The organism is Clostridium sp. CCUG 7971 (genome assembly GCF_017590215.1).
In the GTDB taxonomy this organism is placed as follows: domain Bacteria; phylum Bacillota; class Clostridia; order Peptostreptococcales; family Peptostreptococcaceae; genus Faecalimicrobium.
Genome location: NZ_JAFFPK010000057.1, coordinates 12,207 through 36,118, shown reverse-complemented (window position 1 = coordinate 36,118; position 23,912 = coordinate 12,207). Strand labels below are relative to the sequence as shown.

24 protein-coding genes are annotated in these 23,912 nt (G+C 29.0%); 1 reads left to right on the top strand and 23 read right to left on the bottom strand.

Annotated elements, in window-relative coordinates; translation table 11 throughout:
- The 14 genes from JWF52_RS08280 to JWF52_RS08215 form a co-directional block, all read right to left on the bottom strand.
- A partial coding sequence (locus JWF52_RS08280) for an ABC transporter substrate-binding protein (protein WP_208333107.1) occupies positions 1-1,044 on the bottom strand: 1,044 nt, incomplete at its 3' end.
- Positions 1,044-1,832 (bottom strand): ABC transporter permease, encoded by a 789-nt coding sequence (locus tag JWF52_RS08275; RefSeq protein WP_208333111.1) that lies wholly within the window; start codon positions 1,830-1,832, stop codon positions 1,044-1,046. The genes JWF52_RS08280 and JWF52_RS08275, both read right to left, overlap by 1 nt.
- Positions 1,823-2,512, bottom strand: a complete 690-nt coding sequence (locus JWF52_RS08270; RefSeq protein ID WP_286184064.1) for an ABC transporter permease — start codon at positions 2,510-2,512, stop codon at positions 1,823-1,825. The genes JWF52_RS08275 and JWF52_RS08270 overlap by 10 nt, the downstream gene beginning before the upstream one ends.
- Before the next feature lie 147 nt (positions 2,513-2,659).
- Positions 2,660-3,703, bottom strand: a complete 1,044-nt coding sequence (gene potA, locus JWF52_RS08265) for a spermidine/putrescine ABC transporter ATP-binding protein (protein WP_208333106.1) — start codon at positions 3,701-3,703, stop codon at positions 2,660-2,662.
- Between the two features lie 17 nt (positions 3,704-3,720).
- Positions 3,721-4,260, bottom strand: a complete 540-nt coding sequence (locus JWF52_RS08260; RefSeq protein ID WP_042277796.1) for a helix-turn-helix domain-containing protein — start codon at positions 4,258-4,260, stop codon at positions 3,721-3,723.
- A gap of 323 nt (positions 4,261-4,583) precedes the next feature.
- Positions 4,584-5,276 carry a YczE/YyaS/YitT family protein gene (locus tag JWF52_RS08255; protein ID WP_208333105.1) on the bottom strand — a complete coding sequence of 231 codons (693 nt, stop codon included), beginning with the start codon at positions 5,274-5,276 and terminating at the stop codon, positions 4,584-4,586.
- A gap of 97 nt (positions 5,277-5,373) precedes the next feature.
- Positions 5,374-6,714 (bottom strand): MATE family efflux transporter, encoded by a 1,341-nt coding sequence (locus JWF52_RS08250; RefSeq protein ID WP_208333104.1) that lies wholly within the window; start codon positions 6,712-6,714, stop codon positions 5,374-5,376.
- A gap of 11 nt (positions 6,715-6,725) precedes the next feature.
- Positions 6,726-7,508 carry an ABC transporter ATP-binding protein gene (locus JWF52_RS08245; RefSeq protein ID WP_208333103.1) on the bottom strand — a complete coding sequence of 261 codons (783 nt, stop codon included), beginning with the start codon at positions 7,506-7,508 and terminating at the stop codon, positions 6,726-6,728.
- Between the two features lie 15 nt (positions 7,509-7,523).
- A complete protein-coding gene (locus JWF52_RS08240; protein ID WP_208333102.1) occupies positions 7,524-8,537 on the bottom strand; it encodes a FecCD family ABC transporter permease in 1,014 nt (337 codons plus the stop codon).
- 3 nt (positions 8,538-8,540) lie between these two features.
- Positions 8,541-9,554 (bottom strand): FecCD family ABC transporter permease, encoded by a 1,014-nt coding sequence (locus JWF52_RS08235; RefSeq protein WP_208333101.1) that lies wholly within the window; start codon positions 9,552-9,554, stop codon positions 8,541-8,543.
- A 133-nt stretch (positions 9,555-9,687) separates the two neighbouring features.
- Positions 9,688-10,623, bottom strand: a complete 936-nt coding sequence (locus JWF52_RS08230) for an ABC transporter substrate-binding protein (RefSeq protein ID WP_208333100.1) — start codon at positions 10,621-10,623, stop codon at positions 9,688-9,690.
- A gap of 333 nt (positions 10,624-10,956) precedes the next feature.
- On the bottom strand, positions 10,957-11,706 hold the full coding sequence (nagB, locus tag JWF52_RS08225; protein WP_208333099.1) for a glucosamine-6-phosphate deaminase: 750 nt from the start codon (positions 11,704-11,706) through the stop codon (positions 10,957-10,959).
- 17 nt (positions 11,707-11,723) lie between these two features.
- The gene (gene nagA, locus JWF52_RS08220) at positions 11,724-12,854 is read right to left on the bottom strand and encodes an N-acetylglucosamine-6-phosphate deacetylase (RefSeq protein WP_208333098.1); all 1,131 of its coding nucleotides are present in this window, start codon (positions 12,852-12,854) and stop codon (positions 11,724-11,726) included.
- Between the two features lie 9 nt (positions 12,855-12,863).
- Positions 12,864-13,598, bottom strand: a complete 735-nt coding sequence (locus JWF52_RS08215; RefSeq protein WP_208333097.1) for a GntR family transcriptional regulator — start codon at positions 13,596-13,598, stop codon at positions 12,864-12,866.
- A gap of 173 nt (positions 13,599-13,771) precedes the next feature.
- Between JWF52_RS08215 and JWF52_RS08210 the strand changes: the two genes are divergently transcribed.
- A complete protein-coding gene (locus tag JWF52_RS08210) occupies positions 13,772-14,611 on the top strand; it encodes a CvfB family protein (RefSeq protein WP_208333096.1) in 840 nt (279 codons plus the stop codon).
- A 79-nt stretch (positions 14,612-14,690) separates the two neighbouring features.
- Here JWF52_RS08210 and JWF52_RS08205 read toward each other — a convergent pair whose 3' ends face one another.
- The 9 genes from JWF52_RS08205 to JWF52_RS08165 all read right to left on the bottom strand — a co-directional run bounded on the left by JWF52_RS08205 (position 14,691) and on the right by JWF52_RS08165 (position 23,910).
- Positions 14,691-15,005, bottom strand: a complete 315-nt coding sequence (locus JWF52_RS08205; protein ID WP_208333095.1) for a PTS lactose/cellobiose transporter subunit IIA — start codon at positions 15,003-15,005, stop codon at positions 14,691-14,693.
- A gap of 19 nt (positions 15,006-15,024) precedes the next feature.
- Positions 15,025-16,335, bottom strand: a complete 1,311-nt coding sequence (locus JWF52_RS08200; protein ID WP_208333094.1) for a 6-phospho-beta-glucosidase — start codon at positions 16,333-16,335, stop codon at positions 15,025-15,027.
- A 28-nt stretch (positions 16,336-16,363) separates the two neighbouring features.
- The gene (locus tag JWF52_RS08195; protein ID WP_208333093.1) at positions 16,364-17,683 is read right to left on the bottom strand and encodes a PTS sugar transporter subunit IIC; all 1,320 of its coding nucleotides are present in this window, start codon (positions 17,681-17,683) and stop codon (positions 16,364-16,366) included.
- A gap of 163 nt (positions 17,684-17,846) precedes the next feature.
- Complete coding sequence (locus tag JWF52_RS08190) at positions 17,847-18,572, bottom strand: GntR family transcriptional regulator (protein WP_286184063.1); 726 nt, start codon at positions 18,570-18,572, stop codon at positions 17,847-17,849.
- 176 nt (positions 18,573-18,748) lie between these two features.
- Complete coding sequence (locus tag JWF52_RS08185; RefSeq protein ID WP_208333092.1) at positions 18,749-19,933, bottom strand: NAD(P)-dependent malic enzyme; 1,185 nt, start codon at positions 19,931-19,933, stop codon at positions 18,749-18,751.
- Positions 19,920-20,468: a Fe-S-containing hydro-lyase gene (locus JWF52_RS08180; RefSeq protein WP_208333091.1), complete on the bottom strand. Its 549-nt coding sequence runs from the start codon at positions 20,466-20,468 to the stop codon at positions 19,920-19,922. The genes JWF52_RS08185 and JWF52_RS08180 overlap by 14 nt, the downstream gene beginning before the upstream one ends.
- Positions 20,469-20,478: 10 nt before the next feature.
- Positions 20,479-21,318, bottom strand: a complete 840-nt coding sequence (locus JWF52_RS08175) for a fumarate hydratase (RefSeq protein ID WP_208333090.1) — start codon at positions 21,316-21,318, stop codon at positions 20,479-20,481.
- A 174-nt stretch (positions 21,319-21,492) separates the two neighbouring features.
- Positions 21,493-21,972, bottom strand: coding sequence for a Cys-tRNA(Pro) deacylase (gene ybaK, locus JWF52_RS08170; RefSeq protein ID WP_208333089.1), 480 nt, complete (start codon positions 21,970-21,972; stop codon positions 21,493-21,495).
- 144 nt (positions 21,973-22,116) lie between these two features.
- Positions 22,117-23,910 carry an aminopeptidase P family protein gene (locus JWF52_RS08165; protein ID WP_208333109.1) on the bottom strand — a complete coding sequence of 598 codons (1,794 nt, stop codon included), beginning with the start codon at positions 23,908-23,910 and terminating at the stop codon, positions 22,117-22,119.
- Positions 23,911-23,912: the final 2 nt, after the last annotated feature.

Sequence of the window (23,912 nt, the reverse complement as noted above, 5' to 3'; positions counted from 1 at the left end):
TTTTAATTCTATCCATGCTCTATCATATATTTTTATATCATTACCGATATCTATAAATGTCTCAGACTTATCAAGTACATCCTGTGGAGGATATGCCACTGGGTTACTTGTTATTTCTTCATCTAATAATTCTAATGCTCCTGTATTAGGTATTGAGTAACCTATATATTCTGCATTTACCTTGGCATTTTCAGGGTCTAGTAAAAAGTTTATAAACATTTCTGCTTCTTTTTTATGCTTTGCTGTAGTTGGTATGCACATTGCATCAACCCACTTATTACTACCTTCTTTTGGTATTGAATATTCTAGATTGGGATTTTCTTCCATTAAAGTTACTGCATCTCCTGAGTATATTATACCCATTGCAGCTTCTTCTCCAAGTAATCTATCTTTTCCTTCATCATTTACATATGCTAGTACTAAGTCTTTTTGCTTCATAAGAAGCTCTTTTGCTTCATTTATTTCTTTTGGATCAGTAGTATTCATACTATATCCAAGTTTTTTAAGTGCTATTCCCATAGTGTCTCTTACAGAGTCAAACATCATTATATTACTTTTATACTTAGGATTCCAAAGTATATCCCAGCTATTTACTGGTTCATCTACCATTTTTTTATTATATAAAATCCCAAATGTTCCCCACATGTAAGGTACACTATATTCATTAGTTTCATCATATATAGGATTTTTGAAATTTTTATCTATATATTTAAAATTCGGTATATTTTTAAAATCTATTTTTTGAAGAAGCTTCTCACTTTTCATCTTTTCTACCATATAGTCAGATGGGAAAACTAAGTCATAGCTTGTGCTCCCACTTTTTACTTTTTGATACATCATTTCATTTGTATCATAAGTTTCATATTGTACTTCTATTCCTGTCTCTTCTTCAAATTTTCCTATAAGGCTTTCGTCTATATAATCTCCGACATTATATACACTAAGAACATTTTTTGATTCATTGCTCTTACCACACCCTACTGTAAGTCCTAAGCTTAATCCAGTAATAGTTAAAAGTGATATTATTTTTTTTGATATAGCCATTACTTCTCACCTCTTACTATAGATTGTTTTTTATTTGATAGTAAAAGTAAACCTAAAACTACGATGAACATTATAGTTGATAATGCATTTATTTCAGGTTTTATACCTCTTCTAGCCATACCATATATCTCTATAGAAAGATTACTAACACCATTTCCTGTATTAAAGAAACTTATTATGAAATCATCTATAGACATAGTAAAAGCAATTAAAAATCCAGATATTATACCTGGTTTTATTTGAGGAAGTATTACTTTTCTAAGAGCATATATAGGTTTTGCTCCTAAATCCATAGCTGCTTCTTCAATATTTTGTGGTAATTGCTTTACTCTAGGTAAAACAGATAGTATTACATATGGTATATTAAACATTATGTGAGCTAAAAGCATAGTAGTAAATCCAAATTCTACATTTAAAAATACAAATAAACTCATAAGTGCTACTGCTGTAACTATATCTGGGTTTAATACTGGTAGATAGTTAATGTTTAGCATTAACTTTCTATTTTTGCTTTTCATTTTATGTATCCCTATTGCACTTATCGTTCCAACTATTGTAGCTATTATAGATGAAATTAATGCTACTATAATTGTATAATATAAAGCGCTCATAATACTTTCATTATGAATTAGTCTTTCATACCACTTAAATGTAAATCCGCCCCAGTGAGCCATTGATTTAGAATCATTAAATGAAAATACAACTAATGCAAATATTGGTGCATATAAAAATATAAACACTAAAAATAAATATATATTAGATATTGATTTTCTTAACTTTAAAATAATAACCCACCGCCTTCCTTGTCTGATTCATCTTCAAACTTAGCCATAATAGCCATAGATATTAATATAACTATCATCATAAATATTGATACAGCAGATCCGAAGTTCCAATCTCCTACTACTGTGAATTGTTGTTCTATTAAATCTCCAAGTAACATAAATTTACCGCCACCTAATAGTCTTGATATAGCAAATGTTGTAACTGCTGGCATAAATACCATTGTTATCCCAGATATAACTCCTGGTAGACTAAGTGGGAAAATAACTTTTGTGAAAACTTGGAATTTATTTGCTCCTAAGTCGTGTGCTGCATTAACTAAATCATTATCCATTTTTGATAACGATGTAAATATTGGTAACACCATAAATGGTAAGAAGTTATATACCATACCAAGAAGTATCGCAAAATTAGTATATAAAATACTTATTGGCTCCACTCCAAATAATCCAAGGAAAGAATTTAATAAACCATTTTTACCTAGTATTGCTACCCAAGCATAAGTTCTTAAAAGGAAATTCATCCACATTGGTAGAATAAATAATAATATTAAAGTTCCTCTTTTACTTATAGGTGCTTTAGAAATTATATAAGCAACTGGATAACCAACTATAAGGCATATTAATGTTGCTATTCCTGCTAACATAATTGATCTAAAAAATACTGTAAAGTATATTGGGTCCATTAGTTCTTTATAATTTGCTAATGAAAATACATATTTACCATCTACTTCTGTGCTAAAACTGAAAAATATTACTAATATTAAAGGGATTACTATGAATATTGCACTCCATATTACGTATGGATAAGCTAAAAATGATTTTTCTTCATATTATTCAGCTACTTTTCTCATAATATGAATATCTTCTGGATATATATCCATACCAAGCATTGATCCTATTTCAGCATTTTTAGTATTATGAAGTATCCAACTTCTGTCATTTTCTTTTACTGTTATTTCATAGTGAACTCCTTTAAATACTGTAGATGTAACTGTTCCCTTTAACATACCATCTTCTGCATTAACCATTTTTATATCCTCTGGTCTTATTACAACTTCTATATCTTCATTTTTTTCAAAACCTTTATCTACGCAATCAAACTCTTTATCACAAAATACTACTTTAAAATCATCAAGCATAACTCCATCAAATATATTACTTTCACCTATAAATCTAGCTACAAATGAGTTTTCTGGCTCATTATATATATCTTCCGGCGTTCCCATTTGCTGAATTTTTCCTTTGTTCATAACTATTATAGTGTCTGACATACTTAGTGCTTCTTCTTGGTCATGAGTTACGAATATAAAAGTTATTCCTAATTTCTGTTGCATTCTTTTTAACTCTATTTGCATTTCTTGTCTTAATTTTAAATCTAGTGCTCCTAAAGGCTCATCTAGTAAAAGAACTTTAGGTTCATTTACTAATGCTCTAGCTATAGCAATTCTTTGTTGTTGACCACCACTTAAAGAATCAACCTTTCTATTTTCAAAACCTTCTAATGCAACTAGTTTTAACATCTCTTTTACTTTTTTATCTATTTCTTCCTTTGGCATTTTCTTAATCTTAAGACCAAATGCTATATTTTCGTAAATATTCATATGTGGAAATAACGCGTACTTTTGGAATACTGTATTTACTTGTCTTTCATATGGAGGAAGGTTGTTCATTTCCTTACCTTCAAATAAAACTTGACCTTCATCTGCGTATTCAAAACCTGCTATTATTTTTAAAGTTGTAGTTTTACCACATCCACTTGGTCCTAGTAATGTCAAAAACTCATTTTTCTTTATATCTAAATTTAATTTATCTAAAACTGTGTTATCGTCGTATGTTTTAGATATGTTGTGTAATTCTATTATATTTTCTACCAATTGTTAACACCTCTTCTCTAGAATGACGGTGGCGTACTCACCCAAATTACTTTTGCTGTAGTTTTTCCTGCATTTGATATATAATGATTAGCTCTTGGTTTAAAGTAGAAACTTTCGCCTTTTCTTACTTTACTTTTTTTATCACCTATATGTAAATATATAGCTCCAGCAAGTACATATCCGAATTCTTCTCCCTCATGTGGTTTTTCTTCTTTATATTGCCCACCAGGATATAAAGTTATTATTACAGGTTCCATTTCATTTTTTTGTGAATTTGGTATTAGCCATGTAAATGTGTATTTTAAGTCCTCATCTTCTGTTTCAAACATATCATCTTTTGTGAAAGAAATCCTTTCATCATCTATTTCATTAAAAAATTCCCTTAAATTTGTACCTAATATTTCAAGTATATCTATAAGGGTAGCAATGGATGGTGATGTTAAGTTGTTTTCTAATTGAGATATAAATCCTTTAGACAACTCACATCTATTTGCTAATTCTTCTTGGGTCAGTTGTTTTTCTATTCTCATTCGTTTTATTTTTTCACCGATATCCATAGTTCCACCTCCTAAGGTTTTGTTATTATAACTAAACACTATGTTTAAAATTTCTAAACAACAAAATTTATTATATAAAAATTCATACTATAATTCAATAGATTTTAGTTATTTTTTTATTTTTTATTTTCATATATAAAAACTAGCATTTTAAACACTTTGTCTAATATCTCCTAGTAATTGTGTTTATATTAATATTTATAAAGTTTAGTATCCCTAATTTATATAAATTAATTTATAAAATAATAAAAATTAATTTATATATTTTTTTAGTATTTTTATATATAAAAATAACATCTTTATTCAAAGATGTTATTTTTTGGTTATTCGTTTTCAACTATTTCTTCTGTCATATTATTTTCTCTATTTAAATATTTTCTAATTCCTATTATATTATCTTCAATAGACTTGTGATTAATTTTAGAAGAATCAAATTTAAATATTTTAAATACTATTTGCATAATATATCCTAGGCTTAAAGCAGCTATAATTGTTCCTACTCCAGTTTTTCCTCCTAAAATAACTCCAACTAATAAAGCTCCTAGTTCTATGCATCCTCTTATTAGTTTTACTGGTTTTTTTGTCTTCTTTTGAAGAGCAACCATTAAACCATCTCTTGGACCACTACCAAGTCCACATCCCATATAAAATACGGTTCCAACAGATAAAAATATTAATCCTATTATTAATGTGGCAAATCCTATTATTTTATTATTTGGCAACGGTGCCATATTATTAAAAACTATTATATCCATAAAAATCCCAATGAATATCATATTTAATACAGTAGCGATACCTATTTTTTCTCCAAGTAATGCATCTATAATTACAATAAGTAGTCCAACTATAATACTTGCTGTACCTATAGTTATGCCTGTTCTATATGATACTCCTTGATGAAAAACGTCCCAAGGTGCAGCACCTAGGCTAGAATTTATAATACATATAGTTCCATAAGCACATATAAAAAATCCTGCAAAGAGTCTTAATCCCTTCAATATAATTTTACCCAACAATATCTATCCCTCCATTTTTATCCAACAATCTAGTCATCTATTATAATACAGTATCATTGTAATAATAACTAGTTAAAACAACTTATTTATCTTGTTATTATTTAGCTTGAGATTTAAATTCTTTAAATAAGAATAGACTAACTATAATAACTGCCATTATATCTGCTATTGGTTGCGATATCCATACTCCATCTAGTCCTAAAATTCTCGGTAAGGTTAATATTAATGGCACTAATATTATAAATTGTCTAAGTAATGTTAAAAACATTGATTGCTTAACTTTTCCTATAGATTGGAAATATACTGGACCAATTATAGCTATAGAAACTATCGGCATCGCGAATAAATTTATATTTATACCTTTTTTAGCTAAATCTATAAGTGATTTATCTTTATTAAATATACTTATAAAGAATTCTGGAAATACTTTTATCAGTATAAATCCAGTCGTCAATATAAATATAGCCGTTATTATTGCTAAAATTAATGCTTTTTTACTTCTATCATACTGCTTAGCTCCATAATTATATGCTATTATAGTTTGCATCCCTTGGCTTAACCCAAACACAGGCATCATAAATAAAAGGTATATAGAAGTTACACAAGTCATTGCCCCTATTGCAAAATCTCCTCCATACACTTTTAAAGAATTATTACTTATTACATGTATTAATCCAGTTGCCATTTCCATTAAAAAAGGTGCTAAACCTACTGATATAATTACCTTTACTATTTTAAAATCCATTTTAATATTTGATTTTTTTAGCTCTACGCTTGATTTTTTTCTTAAGAAATATCTTAATACCCATATTGATATTATTATTTGACACAGTACTGTAGCTATAGCTGCTCCCTTTATACCTAAACCAAATACAAATATAAATATAGGGTCTAATATTACATTTAATATACATCCTACTATCATAGTCTTAGCAGCTAATTTAGGGTTACCTTCTGCTCTAATTGCGCTATTTAAACAAAATGCAATTAAATTAAATGGTGTTCCTAAAAATATAACTCCTATATAATCTCTTGCATAAGAAATTGTATGTTCACTTGCACCAAATAGGTAAAGTATTTTATCTATAAATAAAATGCCTACTATCACTACTATCAAAGATATAATAATTACTAACATCAATGTATTTCCTAACACTTTTTCTGCATTTTCTTTGTCTTGTTCACCAAGCTTTATGGAAATATTAGTACTTCCTCCAACTGCAATTAAAACCCCAAAACCTACTATTATTGTAAATATTGGCATAGTAACCCCAAGACCAGATATAGCAAGTGCCCCTACACCTTCAATAGAACCTATAAAGGCTCTATCCACAGTGTTATAAAGAGATGTTACCATCATTGCAAGTATTGCAGGTACTGAGTATTTTATTAATAAATTACTTATACTTTCATGTCTTAATGATTCTTGATTGTCCACTTTTTCACCTTTTAAACCATATCATACGTTATACATACTGGTCTTTGTGTCCTTGGGTCTTTAACAATTTCTGCATCTATATTAAATATTTCTCTAAGATTTTCTTTTGTCATAACCTGATTAGCACTACCTTCACATACTATTTTACCTTTTTTAACGCCTATCATATGATCGGCAAACCTAGCAGCATTATTAAGTTCATGTATAACCATGACAATGGTTCTTCCTTCTTTTTTATTTAATTCTTCTAATAATTTTAAAATTTCAAGTTGATGAGCTAAATCTAAATATGTAGTTGGCTCATCAAGTAAAAGTATATCCGTTTCTTGAGCTAAAGCCATAGCTATCCAAGCTCTCTGTCTTTGTCCACCTGATAAATCATCTATATCTCTATCTTTAAACTCTAAAATACCTGTTACCTCTAAAGCCCACTTTACAATGTCTTTATCTTCTTTTTTAGCTTTTCCAAATCCACTTTGATGTGGAAATCTTCCATAAGAAATTAATTCTTCAACAGTTAATCCACTTGGTGCTTGAGGACTTTGAGGAAGTACTGCCATTTCTTTAGCTAAATCTTTTGGGTTTTGTTTGTGTATATCCTTATCGTTTACGTAAATATTTCCACTTTTAGGATTTATAATTCTACCTATTGTTTTTAATATAGTAGATTTACCACATCCATTTGCACCTATTATTGTAGTTATTTTACCTTTAGGTATTTTTAAATTTAAATCTTTAACAATATCTATATTTCCATAACTTATATTCAAATTTTTCGTAGTTATACAATTCATATTTATTCCCTCTTTCTAGTTTGATAGCATTAAATAAATAAAATACGGTACACCAATTATAGATACTACTATACCTACAGGTATCTCTATTGGTGCTAATAAATTTCTTGATATAGTATCAGAAACTAATAATATCAATGTTCCTATAAGTGCTGCTGTTGGTATTAGTTTTTTATGCTTAGGCCCAACTAATTTTCTTGCAATATGAGGTGAAACTAAACCTAAAAATGCTATACTACCTGCTACTGATGTAGCAACTCCAGATAATATAACTGCATAAACAATTAATTTTCTTCTTTCCTTTTCAACATTTATTCCAAGCCCTGTAGATATCTCATCACCTAGGTTTATTGCATCTAAGTATCTGGCTTTATAAATAGTAAGTACCATAAATAGTAATATAAATGGTAAAACTGCAAGTACATACTTCCAGCTAGTTCCCCATATACTTCCTGATGTCCATGCCATAACTCTATTAAATTCTTGTGTTGTAAACTTCAATTGGAATATTGTTAGAATAGATGTAAATGCTACATTTATTCCTATTCCTATTAGTAATAATCTCGATGAACTTATACCATTTTTCCAAGCTAAAATATATATTAAAAACGCTCCAAATAAAGCACCACCTAGTGCTACTATTGGCATTGTAAATATCGTAAAATCACTAACTCCATCATATACATTCCCATTCATTAAAAATATGTATACTACTACAAATAATGCTGCTCCTGAGTTTATACCTAGTATACCCGAGTCCGCTAAATCATTTTTTGTTACACCTTGAAGTATTGTTCCTGCTGTTGCAAGCGCAGTACCTACTAATATAGCCATTACGATTCTCGGTAGTCTTAGTTTAAATATAGCTATTTCATGATTTCTTTGCCCTTGTCCAATTAATGTTTTTATAACATCCTCTGGACTTATAGCAAATGAACCTAAGTTTAAACTTACTAAAAACGTAATAAATATTAATACTATTAAAATTGCACTTATAAGTAAAAATTTTTTATTTTTGTTCATTTTCATAGTCTATTTAGTTTCCTTTCTTACAAGATATATAAATACTGGAACTCCTAAAAGTGCAGTTAATGAACCTATTGGTGTTTCAAATGGTGGATTTATCATTCTTGCCATAATATCACTATATACTAACAGTATTGCTCCTAATACCAAAGAACAAGGAATTATATACTTATAATCTGCTCCAACTATTGCTTTGACGATTTGAGGTACTATAAGACCAACAAACACTATATTTCCAGCAACAGCCACTGATGAACCCGCTAATAGTATAACTAATAATAAACATATAAATCTTACTAAGTTTGTATTTTGTCCAAGTCCTATAGCTACTTCTTCCCCTAAACTTAGTATAGTTATCTTAGGTGCCATTACCATAGCTAGTATAGTGGATACTCCTCCTACTATGAAAAGTAATTTAACACCTTCCCATTTAGCACTTGTAAGACCACCTGCTATCCAAAAGCTTAACTGTTGTGATAAATTAAAATACATTGATACTGCCATTGCTAATGACACTAATAATGTACCTAGAGCAGTTCCTGCTAAAGCAAGCTTTACAGGATCAACTTTACCTCTTGATTTAGAACTTACAAAATAAACTAATAAACCACTAATACTTGCACCTAAAAAAGCAAATATCATAAGACCAAAACTTCCTAATGCAAATCCAGGAATTAGTACTTGTAATACTAAGGCTATTGCTATTGTAAATGTAGCTCCTTGAGTTATACCCATAACAGATGGATCTGCAATTGGATTTCTAGTTATACCCTGCATTATAGCACCGGATACTGCTAAAAATCCTCCTACCAATACTGCAGCTATTGCTCTTGGTAATCTTATATCTTTAACTATATTTGTATTTATATCAACATTTGATGAGAATAAGCTTTGTATAGTTGTCTTAAAACTCATATCATTTGCACCTAGGGATATTGATAATAAAATTCCTAATGCAAGAATGATAAGACCAAAAACAATTAACAAATATGCTTTTTTCTTTTTATTCAACTTAACCATATTTTCCTCCAAAACTTTATTAGCTTAAAATTAGATTTTCTCATATACCCATTTATTTCTATTTCATAAAATCTCTTAAATATAAAATAAGGTGTGAAAAATGTATACATTATCTCACACCTGTATTAATCAATTATTTTGTTAAAGCTTCCATCATTGGCTCTAATAACATTTCTCTTCCTATTGGGTTATAGCATTGAGTAAAGTATGGGATAGCATCAAGTATTGTTGCATTGCCTTCTTTAACAGCTCTTACTTTTGACCATACACTACTTTTATCTAAATCTTTTTTATCAGATTCAGTAGCTATTGCTACTATATGGTCTGAATCTATTTTAGTTAAACCTTCCATAGTAACAGTTGGTAATGTTATACCATCTTGCTTCGGCATATTTTCCGGTCTAGCTAATTTCATATCTTCATTAATTATAGTTCCTATACCTGCATCACTAAATACCATGAAGCTTCCTGTTGTTGATAATACTGGTAAGTATGATTTATTTCCATTTTTAGCTATTACTTCTTTACCCATTTTTTGTGCTTTTTCATCATATTTTTTTAACCAATCATTTGCAACATTTTCTTGATCAAATAATTTAGACATATCAACTAGCTTAGCTCTCCAATCATTTGCATAGTCTTTCATCATAACTACTGGAGCAATTTCTTTTAATTGGTCATATATTTTTTCTTGTCTTTGACTCATTATTATTAAATCTGGATTTAATGATAATATAGCTTCCATATCCATAGTGTCCATCATAGAATGACCAACTATTTTTGTTCCTTCTAATTTATTTTCTATGTATGATGGGAATTTATCAGTTTGATAAGAATCTACGTTTGCTGATCCAACTGGTTTTTTATCTAATATTAATAATTCCTCTGTAGATCCTGATATATCTACTATTTTCTGTGGATTAGCTGGTATTTCAACTTCTCCTTTTACACTTTGAACCTTTCTTGTTTCATTGCTAGATTCATTTATACTTTTACTTGAACATCCACTTAAAACACCCATTGTTAAAACTGATGTCAAAAGTAATGCTAATGATTTTTTCTTTAACATGAATTTGCCTCCTAATTGTTTTCCGTTTATACTTGAAATTAATTATCATTTCTGTATTTTATTATAACATTTCTTTCTATTTAGTCAATATTTTTATAAAATTTTGTATTTTACCAAATTTACACATAAAAATAAAACTAGATTTAACATCTAGCTTTATTTTTTATCTTTTAATTGTTCTTTTTCTTTATATATTTAGTATTACTTTGAGAATTTTCTATTCCATCAGATGGGATAGGTATTACTCCTTGTTTTGTATTCTCAGCATATCTAATTTCATTTTCAATAAGATTTAAATAATACTACTTTCATCATAGCCTTTTTATATTCATATTAAACTAACTTATAATCTTCAGGATTTAATTTACTTGCAGCTTCTTCATCTAATATTAATACTATATCATTGTGGAATTGTAATATTGAAGCTGGAACTTCTGGTATAACTTTTCCATATACAGTGTTGTATATAGCTTCTGCTTTACCTTCTCCACAAGCTAATAACATTATTTTTCTAGCTTTAAATATCGATCCAGTTCCCATTGTTATCGCTTTTCTAGGAACATCTTCTATCTTATCAAAGAATCTTGCATTAGCTTCTATTGTACTTTCTTTTAAATCAACTAAATGAGTTCCTCTTTCAAAGTTTATAGTTGGTTCATTGAATCCTATATGAGCATTGTGACCTATACCTAAAACTTGTATATCTATTCCACCAGATTCCTTTATAAAATTATCGTATCGGCTACATTCCGCTTCTATATCTTTAACCATACCATTTGGTACGTGTATATTTTCTTTTTTTACATTTATATGGTTAAATAAATTTTCATGCATGAAATAGTGATAACTTTGATCATTAGTTATAGGTAGTTGATAGTATTCATCTAAATTAAATGTAGTTACTTCACTAAAATCTATAACATTATTTTTATACATATTTACTAATTCTTTATACATACCCATAGGAGTACTTCCTGTTGCTAATCCTAAAACTGAATTTGGCTTTAATGTAACTTGGCTTAATATCATCTGTGCTGCTTTTTTGCTCATTTCTTCATAGTTTTTACATACTAATATTCTCATGTTTTTCCCCCTACATGTTATTTTTTAAATATAACGTTTCCTTTGTTTATAGTCATATAACAATTTATATTTTCATCAAATATAGCTATATCTGCATCTTTTCCAATCTCTATACTTCCTTTAATTTTATCAACACCTATTGATTTAGCTGGATTTAATGAAGCAAGCTTTACAACTTTTCTTACATCTAAATTCGTATTGTTTAAGAAATTATATACCATTTTATTAAGTGGCATTACACTTCCTGCTAAAGATCCACTTTCTAATCTTGCTTGACTATCTTTTACTACAACTTTTTGACCACCTAAAGAATATTCTCCATCTTCAAGTCCGCCAGCTTCTATAGAATCTGTTATAAGTATTATTTTATCTTCACCTTTATTGTCTAATATAAATTGGAATAAATCTGTAGTTATATGGATTGTATCTGCTATTATCTCACAGTATGCATTACTTGTAAGAGCTGCACCTACTACACCAGGATTTCTATGGTTAAGAGGTGTCATACCATTAAACATATGAGTTATATTTCTAGCTCCTAAGTTTATAGCATCCATAGCTTGTTTATATGTTGACTTACTATGTCCTATTGATAATGCTATATTTGTATTTCTAACTACTTCTTTAGTAAATTCATAGTTTTCATCATTTTCTGGGGCATAAGTTATTACCTTTATTACATCTTTATACTTTTTAATAAATTCATAACTTGGCTCTGCTATAAATGTTTCATTTTGAGCTCCTTTATATTTTTGGTGTATAAATGGGCCTTCTAAATGAGCTCCTAATATTTCCGCTCTACTTTCTCCACTTCCCATTAACTCTTTGACAACATCTAATGCATTATATATTGATTCTTTATCCATTGTCATAGTTGTTGGTAAAAATGATGTTACACCATATCTAGCCACAGATTTTGCTATAGTTGTAACTGATTCTTCAGTTGCATCCATTGTGTCTTTTCCCATATTCCCATGAATATGTATATCTATAAATCCTGGAGATACAAATTGTCCTTTAGCGTCAATAATTTCACAGCCTTGAGTCACCTCATCACTTATATCCACTATCTTTTCATCAAATACCAATACTTTATCTTCTAGTATTTTATTTTCTAATATTATTTTCCCATTAACTATACATTTCATATCAATCACCTACTCACTTAATATTAATTCATATTGGAACTTGTCACTTCTAAATACTGAAATAGTATATTCTATAGGTTCTTTGTTTATGTCGTATGAATTTCTTTGTATCTTAAGTGCTAATGAACCTTCTTCAGCTTCTAAAAGCCTACTTTCTTCTTTTGATAAAACTATTGGTTCTATACTTTGGTTTGCTTTTGTAATTTTATGATTATATGTTTCATTTAATATTTTATATAATGAATTGTTATCAATCATACCCTTAGTAAAACCTTTGCACGAAGCTTCTGATAAATACACTGTTTCTATAGCAAATGGTTCTCCATCTGTATATCTTAATCTAACAATTTTATATATATTGGTCTTATCATCACTTATTCCTAATTTCCTTTTCATTAATTCACTAGGAATTTCCATTTCAAAAGAAAGTATATCAGTCCTTATATCTATTCCCTTTTCTTTCATTACATCTGTAAATCCTCTTATATTTGAGAATTGATATTTCTTTTTATTTTTTGCTACAAATGTACCCTTACCTTGAACTCTATAAAGTAATCCTTCTGAAACTAATGTAGATATTGCTTTATTTACTGTCATTCTACTAACATCTTGCATGCTACATAGTTCTCTCTCTGGAATTATAGAATCTCCTTCTTTTAGTTCTCCTTCTTCTATCATCTTTCTTATTATAGAACTAAGTTGAGTATGTATCGGTACTGTACTATTTTTATTTATTTTATCCATTTGTTCATTACCTCTGTATAATTGGTATATACCAATTATACATTATTTTATCTATTTTTATCAATAGTTTCCTTGAATTCTTAACAAAATTTTTGTGTATAATATATTTCTTATATATGGTATTATATTAAATTATAACTAAGTAATAATAAGAACTAAGGAGATGATATAAATTGATAAAAATAGGTGATTTTAATACCCTTGAAGTAAAAAGAAAAACTGACTTCGGATATTTTTTAGACGCTAAAACTGGAAATACTAAAGATGATGTATTACTTCATAATAGATTATTAGGTAAAAATAAAATTGAAGTTGGTCAAGAAGTTAATGCTTTCATATATAAAGATTCTGAAGGTAGACCTTCTGCAACTTTAATCGCGCCTAAAGCTAAAGTAAATGAAGTAGCTTATCTTAAAGTAGTTGCTCATACTAAAATAGGTAGTTTCATAGATATAGGTCTTCAAAAAGACATATTAGTACCTTTCAGTTCTAAGACTTATGAACTTGAAAAAGGCAGTAGATATCCATTCTACATATACTTAGATAAGTCAGAAAGATTAGCTGCTACTACTGATATAAATGAGCATCTTACAACAGACCACGAATACAATATAGGTGATAATGTAACTGGTGTAGTTTACGGATTCCAAACTAATAACTCTGCTATGATTTGTGTAGATAACAAATATGCAGGTGTTATACTTCATAACGAATACTTCACTGAATTAAAAATAGGTGATGAATTAAGCTTAAACGTTATAAAAGTATATGAAGATGGTAAATTAGGACTTACTCCAAGAAGCAATAGAAAAGATGAACTAGATTCTTTAGAAAGCTCAATCATGAGTTATTTAGAAGGTGCTGATGGTCATATGAAATTTAACGATAAATCAACACCAGAAGAAATATCTACTGTGTTTAATAGCAGTAAAAAGAACTTCAAGCGTGCCCTTGGTGTTTTAATGAAAAAAGGATTAATAGCTCAAGATGAAAATGGAACTTCTATAAAATAATTCGTCCACACGTGACTCAAAATAATTCTCCAGCACAGTGGCTCAAAAAAGACTAGTCTAATGACTAGTCTTTTATATATTACTTTTCTATTCTTTCATATAAATCTATGAACTCTTCAGCTAATTGTTGGAAATTCATAGCATTCATAAGATGGTCTTGTGCATGAACTAATATAACACTCATCTCTGTTTTATTCCCACTTGCTTCATTTTGTATTAATTCAGTTTGGAATCTATGAGCTACAACCATACCTTCTTTAGACTTAGCTATATTTTCTCTAGCTGCTTCTATATTTCCAGCTTTAGCTTCCCTTATAGCTTCAAAAGCTAATCCTTTAGCATCTCCTGCATGAGCTATAATATTAAATGATATTTCAATTATTTTTTCATCCATTATAAATTTCCTCCTTATGTTATCTATTAAACTGTGGTAAATATTCTTTATGCGCTTCTAACATTTCGTCTAATAATACCTTAGCAGTATCATCAGATGGTATTAATGGATTTATAGAAAGTGCAAGAAGTGCTGTATTATAATCTCCATATACAGCAGCTTTTGCTGCTAATAATTCAAATGATTTTATTTCACTAACTAATCCATGAACCGCTTCAGGTAAGTACCCTATTGCTAAAGGCTTTGGACCATTTTTAGTAATAATGCTACTTACTTCTACACTTTGATCGTCTTTAAAGTCTCTTATAGCTCCATTATTTAAAGTATTAACTACTTGTATATCACCTTTGTCATTATATATAGAACTTATTAAGTTGCAAGCTGCATCACTATAGTATGCTCCACCTCTTTTTTCTAGCTGAGGAGGTTTTACATCTAAATTTTCATCTTTATATAATTCAAATAATTGTTCTTCTAATTCTTTAACTACCTGACCTCTAGCTTTCCCCTTAGAAAATTCATGAAGTTCTTCTTCCAACATTTCCTTAGACTTATAGTAGTATCTATGGTAAGGACAAGGTATTACTCCTAAAGCTTTAACAAATTCAGCGTTAAAATCTATAGCTTTTATATTTTGCATAGATATTTTAGAATTTGTAAACTTTTCTATAGCTTCCCCTGTTACATCTACTCCATCTAAAGATACATTTAGACCGTAAACCATATGATTAAGCCCAGCAAAATCCATATGAATTCTCTCATTATCTACTTCAAATTCTTTTGCTATACCATTTCTCATTCCTATAGGTACATTACATAATCCTATATAGTTTTTGAAATCAGTGTATCTAAATACAGCTTCAGTTATTATACCAGTTGGATTTGTAAAGTTTATAAGCCATGCATTTGGGCATAACTCTTGAATATCTTTAATTATATCTAATACTACAGGTACAGTTCTTAAAGCTTTGAAAAGACCTCCAGCTCCATTAGTTTCCTGACCTATTATTCCATGAGATAAAGGAATACTTTCATCCTTTATTCTAGCATCTAATAATCCAACTCTTAACTGAGTTGTTACAAAGTCAGCTCCCTTTAAAGCTTCTCTTCTGTCTAAAGTTAAATGTACATCTATATCTAATCCTGCTTTTTTTATCATTCTCTTTGCAAGATTTCCAACTATATCAAGCTTTTCTTTTCCTTCTTTTATATCCACTAACCAAATTTCACTTAATGGAAGTTCTTCATATCTTTTTATAAATCCTTCTATAAGTTCCGGTGTGTAACTAGACCCACCGCCTATAGTTACTATTTTTAGTCTTTTTTTCATTAATGTCTACCACCTTATCTATAGATTATTAGTTTACACTTTGTCTATCTAGCTTTCTCTTCGTCATTCTTTCTTCTGCTGCAACAAATGGTAAATAAATACCTATAGATATTAATAAGTTAACCGCTGCTAAAACTCCACCTGTCCAGTGCCCTGTAGCCATTAATCCTCCAAATATTGGTGGTGTAACCCATGGTATTTTAGACATTATTACTGGATGAACTATTCCTGATGATATTGCAAAGTACGAAAGTGCTGCACATATAACTGGAGCTAGTACAAATGGTATCGCATACATTGGGTTTAATACTATTGGTAAACCAAATATCATAGGCTCACTTATATTGAATAATGATGGCGGCCCACCTAAAGCTATCATTTCTTTACGTCTTCTACCTGCTATTAATAATGCTATTACTAGGCCAAGTATCATGCCTGATCCTCCTAAGTATACGAATGCATCAAGGAATGCTCCTGCAAATACATTGTATCCTGTAGTTGCTCCAGCTGCTGCTAAAGCTTCGTTTTGTCCACCTAATTGCATTAGTATTGGTTCAACAACTGGTAAAGCTATATTTGCACCATGTAGACCAAATATCCAAAGAACGTGAACAAATAATGCTACCACTATTGTTCCTATAAATGAATCAGCTACACCTGCTAAAGGCATCGCTAAATATTTTGATAATAAATCGTTAAGATACAATCCACCTGATAATTTATTTATAAAGATTCCTATAATACCCATTATGAATAATGTTAATACCCCTGGTAACAGTTTAGCAAATGATCTTGAAACTGCAGGTGGTACACTATCAGGCATTTTAATTGTTAACCATGATACTTTTGATAGTTTAACATATAATTCAGTTGCTATTATTGCTACTATAATCGCTGTAAACAATGCATCAGTTGATATATATCCCTTAGGAATAAATCCCCATCCTTCAGCTACAACTGCTCCAGCTTCATCCACTACTTTAGCTACTTGAGGAGCTAATAATAAGAATGAACTTAAAGATATAAGTCCCGCTTGTAATTCATTTTCGTTATATGATTTTGCTAAGAAATATGCTACTGAAACTGCTAAGAATAATGCCATTGTGGCAATTGATGCCCACCATATATTTCCCCCTAGTGTAGTCCATCCTTCACCAAATATACTAGCCATCATATTTTTGTATGCTTGAATTGGTAAGTTGTTAATAAGCGTTGCAAATGCACCAGCCATTGTTATAGGTATCATTGTAACAAATCCATCTCTTACTGCTACTAGATGTCTTTGTGATCCTATTTTTGCGGCTACTGGTACTAAGTATTTTTCCATAAAAGCCATTATCTTTTCCATTACTATACCTGCCTTCCCTCATCTTATTTTATGTTTTAGGGATTAGATAACATTTTCCTACCCCTTTGTATATAATTGTATTTTAAATGTATATACATTTCAAGTATTTTTTTAATTTTTAATATTTTTTGAAAAGGCAGAGTAAATTAGTAATATTTTCTATTTATTTTGGAACTGCATTTAATGTTAATGTATATCCATGATGATATGTATGAGAATATTCAAATGCTTCACTGTTTTGTAATTTGCATACCTGAGCTATATATAATAAAGCTTGAGGACCATCTAATTCTAAAGCTTCTTCTATTTCTAATTCAGACATAACAGCAGTTACTTCTCTTTCAGACATAGCTATTTTATATCCACAATCTGCTTCTACATAATTGTATAAAGATCCATTACAATGTTCTTTGCTTAAATTTGGAAATAACTTTACAGGCATATAAGTAACCATATATGAAACTCTTTCATCATCAGCAATTCTTACTCTTTTAATTTCCCATACATTATCATTTTCTTCTAAATTTAATTTTTCTTTAAGTGTTTCATCAGCTTGAACAATATTAAGATCCAGTACTATATTAGAAACTTTATATCCTTTACTCTCCATCTCTCTTGTAAATCCACTTATCGTAGATATATTGTCATATATATTATTTCCTAGTACTATACTACCGATTCCTCTTCTTCTTGCTATGTATCCACCGTTAACTAAATTATTAAGAGCTGATCTTACAGTCATTCTAGTTACATTAAATTTTTCTGTTAATTGTTTTTCAGAAGGTATTAAATCACCTTCTTGTAATTGACCACTTTCAATTAAGTTCATTACATAATTTTCAATATTTTTATAAATAGGTTCCTTCATTTCACTATATTCCTCTCTCATTTTTATTTTCTATATTTTATCTCTACAAAAATTCATATTACGAATTTCTACATATTTATATCAAATATAAGCATTAATCCTTTAATGCATAAAATTCTAATAATAAAAGTATATTATAATTTTATGTAAATTTAAAGGCTAGTAAAATTATATTAAATTTACTAGCCTTATTTTATTTATATTTTATTTACTTTAGTATCAATAGCTGCTTTTTTAACTGCATCTGAAACATTTTTAGCTACATTTTTATTAAATGCATCTGGTAAAATATAATCTATTGAAATTTCTTCATCAGATATAGTATTTGCAATAGCATAAGCTGCTGCTATTTTCATTTCTTCATTTATCTCTTTAGCTCTAACATCTAATGCCCCTCTAAATATTCCAGGGAATGCTAATACATTGTTAACTTGGTTTGGAAAATCTGAACGTCCTGTTCCAACTACTAATGCTCCTCCTAGTTTAGCTTCATCTGGCATTATCTCAGGAATTGGGTTTGCCATTGCCAATACCATTGATTTATCATTCATAGTTTCTACCATTTCTTTATTTAGCATATTTGGCCCTGAAACTCCAATGAAAATATCTTTCCCTTCTATTACTTCTCTTAAAGATCCCTTTTCATTATTTATATTAGTTTTATCTAGCATTTCTCTTTGTGCCCAGTTTAAGTCATCCATACTTTCTTCAAGTGCACCTTGTTTATTGCAAAATATTACGTTCTTTACATTCATACTTAGTAATATCTTTCCTATTGCAATCCCTGCAGCACCTGGACCGTTTATTACTACTTCTAAATCTTCAATTTTTTTAGATGATAATTTAACATAGTTAATTACAGCCGCTGCTACAACTATTGCTGTACCATGTTGATCATCATGAAATACTGGTATATCTAATTCTTTTTTTAATATATTTTCTATTTCAAAACATCTTGGAGAGCTTATATCTTCTAGATTTACTCCTCCAAATACAGGTTCTAATAATTTTACAGTATTTACTATTTCATCTACATCATTAGTTTTTAAACATATTGGAAATGCATCAACATCTGCAAATTCCTTAAATAATATTGCCTTTCCTTCCATAACTGGAATAGATGCATGCGCTCCTATATCTCCAAGTCCAAGCACTGCACTTCCATCACTTACTACTGCAACAGTATTTCCTTTTGATGTATATTTATATACATTATCTATATCTTTATGTATTTCTCTACAAGGCTCAGCTACACCTGGAGTATACGCTGTAGATAAATCATCTCTAGTTTCTATTTTGACTTTACTTTCTACACTAATTTTACCTTTATTTTCTTCATGCATCTTAAGTGCTAATTGAGAATAATCTTTATTGTTTTTCATACATCTTTCTCCCTTTTTCATATATATTATTTCCTTTGCTATCTATAGCTACAATTAGTTGAAGGTCTTCAACTTCTAATTTTCTTATAGCTTCTGCATCTAAATCATCATAAGCTATTACTTCGCAAGATTTTATAGAATTTGATATATATGCACCAACTCCACCTATAGCAATAAGATAAATAGCATTGTATTTTTTTATACCTTCTATAACTTCATTATTTCTTTTTCCCTTGCCTATCATTACTTTTAGTCCCTTTTCTAAAAGAGGAATTGTTAAATCATCCATTCTATAAGATGTTGTTGGTCCTGCAGAGCCTATTACTTCCCCTGGTTTACTTGGTGTTGGTCCAACATAATATATTCCTTGGTCTTTAATATTAAATGGTAACTCTTTATCTTTATTTATACAGTCTATTAGTCTTTTATGTGCTGCATCTCTAGCAGTATATATAGTTCCACTTAAGCTTATTATATCTCCACAATTTAGCTTTTTTATTTCATCTTCTTTTATAGGCATACTTAAACTTATCATATTGACTCTCCTATATAATTATTTTTTTATGTCTTGAAGCATGACAATTTATATTAACTACAACAGGTAAGCCTGCTATATGTGTTGGATATGTTTCTATGTTAATAGCTAGTGCAGTAGTATTTCCTCCTACACCTTGTGGTCCTATACCTAATTTATTAATTTCAGTTAATAACTCTTTTTCTAATGTCTCTATGTCTTTATTTTCATTATGAATTCCTACTTCTCTAAGTAGAGATTTCTTAGCTATTTGAGCGCATTTTTCTACTGTCCCTCCTATTCCAACTCCTACAACTATTGGAGGACATGGATTGGGGCCAGCTTCTGAAACTGTATCTATTACAAATTCTTTTATTCCTTCTATTCCGTCTGATGGTTTTAGCATTTTTAATTTACTCATATTTTCACTACCAAATCCCTTTGGTGCAAACTCTATTATTATTTTATCTCCCTTAATAATTTCATAATGTATTATTGCAGGAGTATTATCTTTGGTATTTATTCTACTTAATGGGTCTACAACTGATTTTCTTAAGTAGCCTTCTATATATCCTTGTCTTACACCTTCGTTTATTGCATCTGTAATTGTATCTCCTTTTACAACTACATCATTTCCTAATTTAACAAAAAATACAGCCATTCCTGTGTCTTGGCATATAGGTGTATTTTTTTCTTTTGCAATATTTGCATTATCTATTATTATATTTAAAATATTTTTTCCTAATTGACTTTCTTCTTTTTCTAGGTTTGATTTTAATGAATTTACTACATCATTTCCTAGATTTATGTTTGCATCTATACAAATTTCTTTTACTTTTTCCGTAATTTCATGAGATTTTATCACTCTCACTCGAACATCCCCCTATGCATTCAATTTTAATATTCGTATATTTATACTTTAACATTTTTTCTAGTCTACTACAAGTTGTAAAAAAGCTCACACTCATAAACTTAATTTTATAATTAATATTGATAGTATAATTTTTAAATAAAAAAAGAGTTAGTTATAAAACTAACTCTTTTTTTATTTTATTATATCTATAAATTCACACTCAGTTATTTTTTGTAAATCTAACGGATTTAATTGCACTTGATATCCTATTTTACCAGCACTTACTATAATTTGTTCTAAATTAGATGCAGTCTCATTTACAAAAGTTTTATATTTCTTTTTCATACCTATAGGGGAACATCCTCCTCTTATGTATCCTGTAATATTATTTATATCGGCTACATGTATCATTTCTATCTTTTTTTCTTTTGCTACATTTGCTGCTTTTTTAAGGTCTAAACTTTCATTTACCGGTATTACATATATGTATATGGTTTTGCTATTACCTTGAGCTACTAAAGTTTTATAAACTTCTTTTTCATCTTTTCCTATTTGTTTAGCTACTTCAACTCCATCTACATGTTCTCCTTTTTTTACATTATAAGAAAACATATTATAGCTTACTTTGTTAGAGTCTAATATTCTCATCGCATTAGTTTTTACTTTTGACATAACTCCTCCTAATATATAGCTTTAGTTTTAAATTTTTAAATCCCTTTATTTATTATATCAAATTATTAAATTATTCTTTTCATATTATTTTTATTATAATTACAAATTAAAAAGATATTGATTAAATATCAATATCTTTTTAATTTATATCTCTCTAGTATATTCTTTTAACCAGTCTTTTTCTTCTTCAGTTAAATATGGACCTATCTTATCATAAACAAGTTTGTGGTAAGAATTTAAGTAATTTACTTCATCTTTTAACATAATATCTTTATCTATAGCATCTAAATCTATCGGCGCAAATGTAACTACTTCAAAGTCCATAAATTGGCCATATTCATTTTTTTCAGCTTTTCTTACTACTATTTCATTTTCAATTCTTATACCATGAGAACCTTCTATATAAACTCCAGGCTCATTTGTAGTAACCATACCTTCTTCAAGTATGCAGCTATCATCTCTATCTGAAACTACTTTCCATCTAAATCCATTCGGAGCCTCATGTACATTTAAAACAAATCCTATTCCATGACCTGTTCCACATTTGTAATCTATTCCTAAATCCCAAAGCGGACCTCTTGCAAGCATATCTAAGTTATATCCTCTGCATCCATATAAAAACTTAGCTTTTGATAATCTTATCATACCTCTAACTACACTTGTGAAATGAGTTTTTATTTCTTTTGATATTTCTCCTAGTGCTATGGTTCTTGTTATATCTGTTGTTCCATCAAAGTATTGACCACCAGAATCTACTAAGAATAAGTCTTTTGGCTCTAGCTTATAGTTACTATCTTCATTGGCGCTATAATGCATCATAGCTGCATGTTCTTTATATGCTGCAATAGTATCAAAGCTGGGTTCTATAAATTTATCTTGTTGTCTTCTAAAATCCTCTAATTTTTTAGTAGCACTTATTTCACTTATATCTATTTTTCCTACGTTATTTTTTAACCAATACATAAATTTAGTAAATGCTACACCATCTTTTATATGGCTATTTCTAATATTATCTAATTCTATTTTATTTTTTATAGCCTTAAACATTATAGTAGGATTAGTTCCCTCTATCTTTTGTATATTTTTAGAAATATTATTATAAATTGCATAGTTTACCTTATTTGGGTCAAGTAAAACAACTTCATTTTCATTTAATTCTTTTACAAATTCATAAATTGAATCATAAGGCTTTATAACTACATTTTCTTTATCTAACTCTGTTTTTATTTCACTATTAAGTTTATTTTCATCAACAAATAAGTAAATATCGTTTAGACCTATAACTGCATATGAAAGTACCACAGGATTTGATTTTACATCTCCTCCTCTTATATTAAATAACCAAGCTATATCGTCTAATGTAGTAATTATATGAGTTGTTACATTTTTTTCTTTCATAACTTCTCTTACTCTAGATAATTTTTCACTAAAGCTTGCACCACTATATTCAATTCCTAGTAAGAAAGCTGGTTTATTAGGTAAATCATATCTATCTTCCCATAAGTTATCTATTAAATCATAAGAGTATTCTATTGATACGTTTTTAAATTCTAGCTTCTTAGATAGTTTTTCACCTTCTTTAGTGCATATTACTTTACCATCAAATCCTAATTTAGAATCATTTGGCATTTTATCTACTAAATATTCTTCTATAGTAGGTACTCCCTCTTCTCCCATCTTAAATAATTCTATACTAGTATCTTTTAATTGATTTTCAGCTTGTATAAAATATCTTCCGTCAGTCCATAAACCCGCTTCATCTTGAGTTACTACAACAGTACCTGCAGACCCTGTAAATCCTGATATGAATTCTCTACTTTTAAAATAATCTCCTACATACTCACTTTGATGATAATCTGAAGATGGTATTATGTAAGCAAAAATATTTTTTTCTTTCATTATATATCTTAATTTATTAATTCTTTCTTTTATCATAATTT

What these genes read in the sequence shown, in the direction of transcription:
- JWF52_RS08240 (WP_208333102.1), bottom strand. Translation starts at nt 8,537, where the DNA reads ATGAAAATGAACAAAAATAAAAAATTTTTACTTATAAGTGCAATTTTA.
- nagB (WP_208333099.1), bottom strand. Translation starts at nt 11,706, where the DNA reads ATGAGAATATTAGTATGTAAAAACTATGAAGAAATGAGCAAAAAAGCA.
- JWF52_RS08205 (WP_208333095.1), bottom strand. Translation starts at nt 15,005, where the DNA reads ATGGATGAAAAAATAATTGAAATATCATTTAATATTATAGCTCATGCA.
- ybaK (WP_208333089.1), bottom strand. Translation starts at nt 21,972, where the DNA reads ATGTCAAAAGTAAAAACTAATGCGATGAGAATATTAGACTCTAACAAA.
- JWF52_RS08200 (WP_208333094.1), bottom strand. Translation starts at nt 16,335, where the DNA reads ATGAAAAAAAGACTAAAAATAGTAACTATAGGCGGTGGGTCTAGTTAC.
- JWF52_RS08235 (WP_208333101.1), bottom strand. Translation starts at nt 9,554, where the DNA reads ATGGTTAAGTTGAATAAAAAGAAAAAAGCATATTTGTTAATTGTTTTT.
- JWF52_RS08270 (WP_286184064.1), bottom strand. Translation starts at nt 2,512, where the DNA reads ATGGACCCAATATACTTTACAGTATTTTTTAGATCAATTATGTTAGCA.
- JWF52_RS08260 (WP_042277796.1), bottom strand. Translation starts at nt 4,260, where the DNA reads ATGGATATCGGTGAAAAAATAAAACGAATGAGAATAGAAAAACAACTG.
- JWF52_RS08195 (WP_208333093.1), bottom strand. Translation starts at nt 17,683, where the DNA reads ATGGAAAAGATAATGGCTTTTATGGAAAAATACTTAGTACCAGTAGCC.
- JWF52_RS08215 (WP_208333097.1), bottom strand. Translation starts at nt 13,598, where the DNA reads ATGGATAAAATAAATAAAAATAGTACAGTACCGATACATACTCAACTT.
- JWF52_RS08190 (WP_286184063.1), bottom strand. Translation starts at nt 18,572, where the DNA reads ATGAGAGAGGAATATAGTGAAATGAAGGAACCTATTTATAAAAATATT.
- JWF52_RS08245 (WP_208333103.1), bottom strand. Translation starts at nt 7,508, where the DNA reads ATGAATTGTATAACTACGAAAAATTTGAATATAAGTTATGGAAATATA.
- JWF52_RS08180 (WP_208333091.1), bottom strand. Translation starts at nt 20,468, where the DNA reads ATGATAAGTTTAAGTATGCCTATAAAAGAAGATGAAATAAAAAAGCTA.
- JWF52_RS08185 (WP_208333092.1), bottom strand. Translation starts at nt 19,933, where the DNA reads ATGAAAAACAATAAAGATTATTCTCAATTAGCACTTAAGATGCATGAA.
- nagA (WP_208333098.1), bottom strand. Translation starts at nt 12,854, where the DNA reads ATGAAATGTATAGTTAATGGGAAAATAATATTAGAAAATAAAATACTA.
- JWF52_RS08230 (WP_208333100.1), bottom strand. Translation starts at nt 10,623, where the DNA reads ATGTTAAAGAAAAAATCATTAGCATTACTTTTGACATCAGTTTTAACA.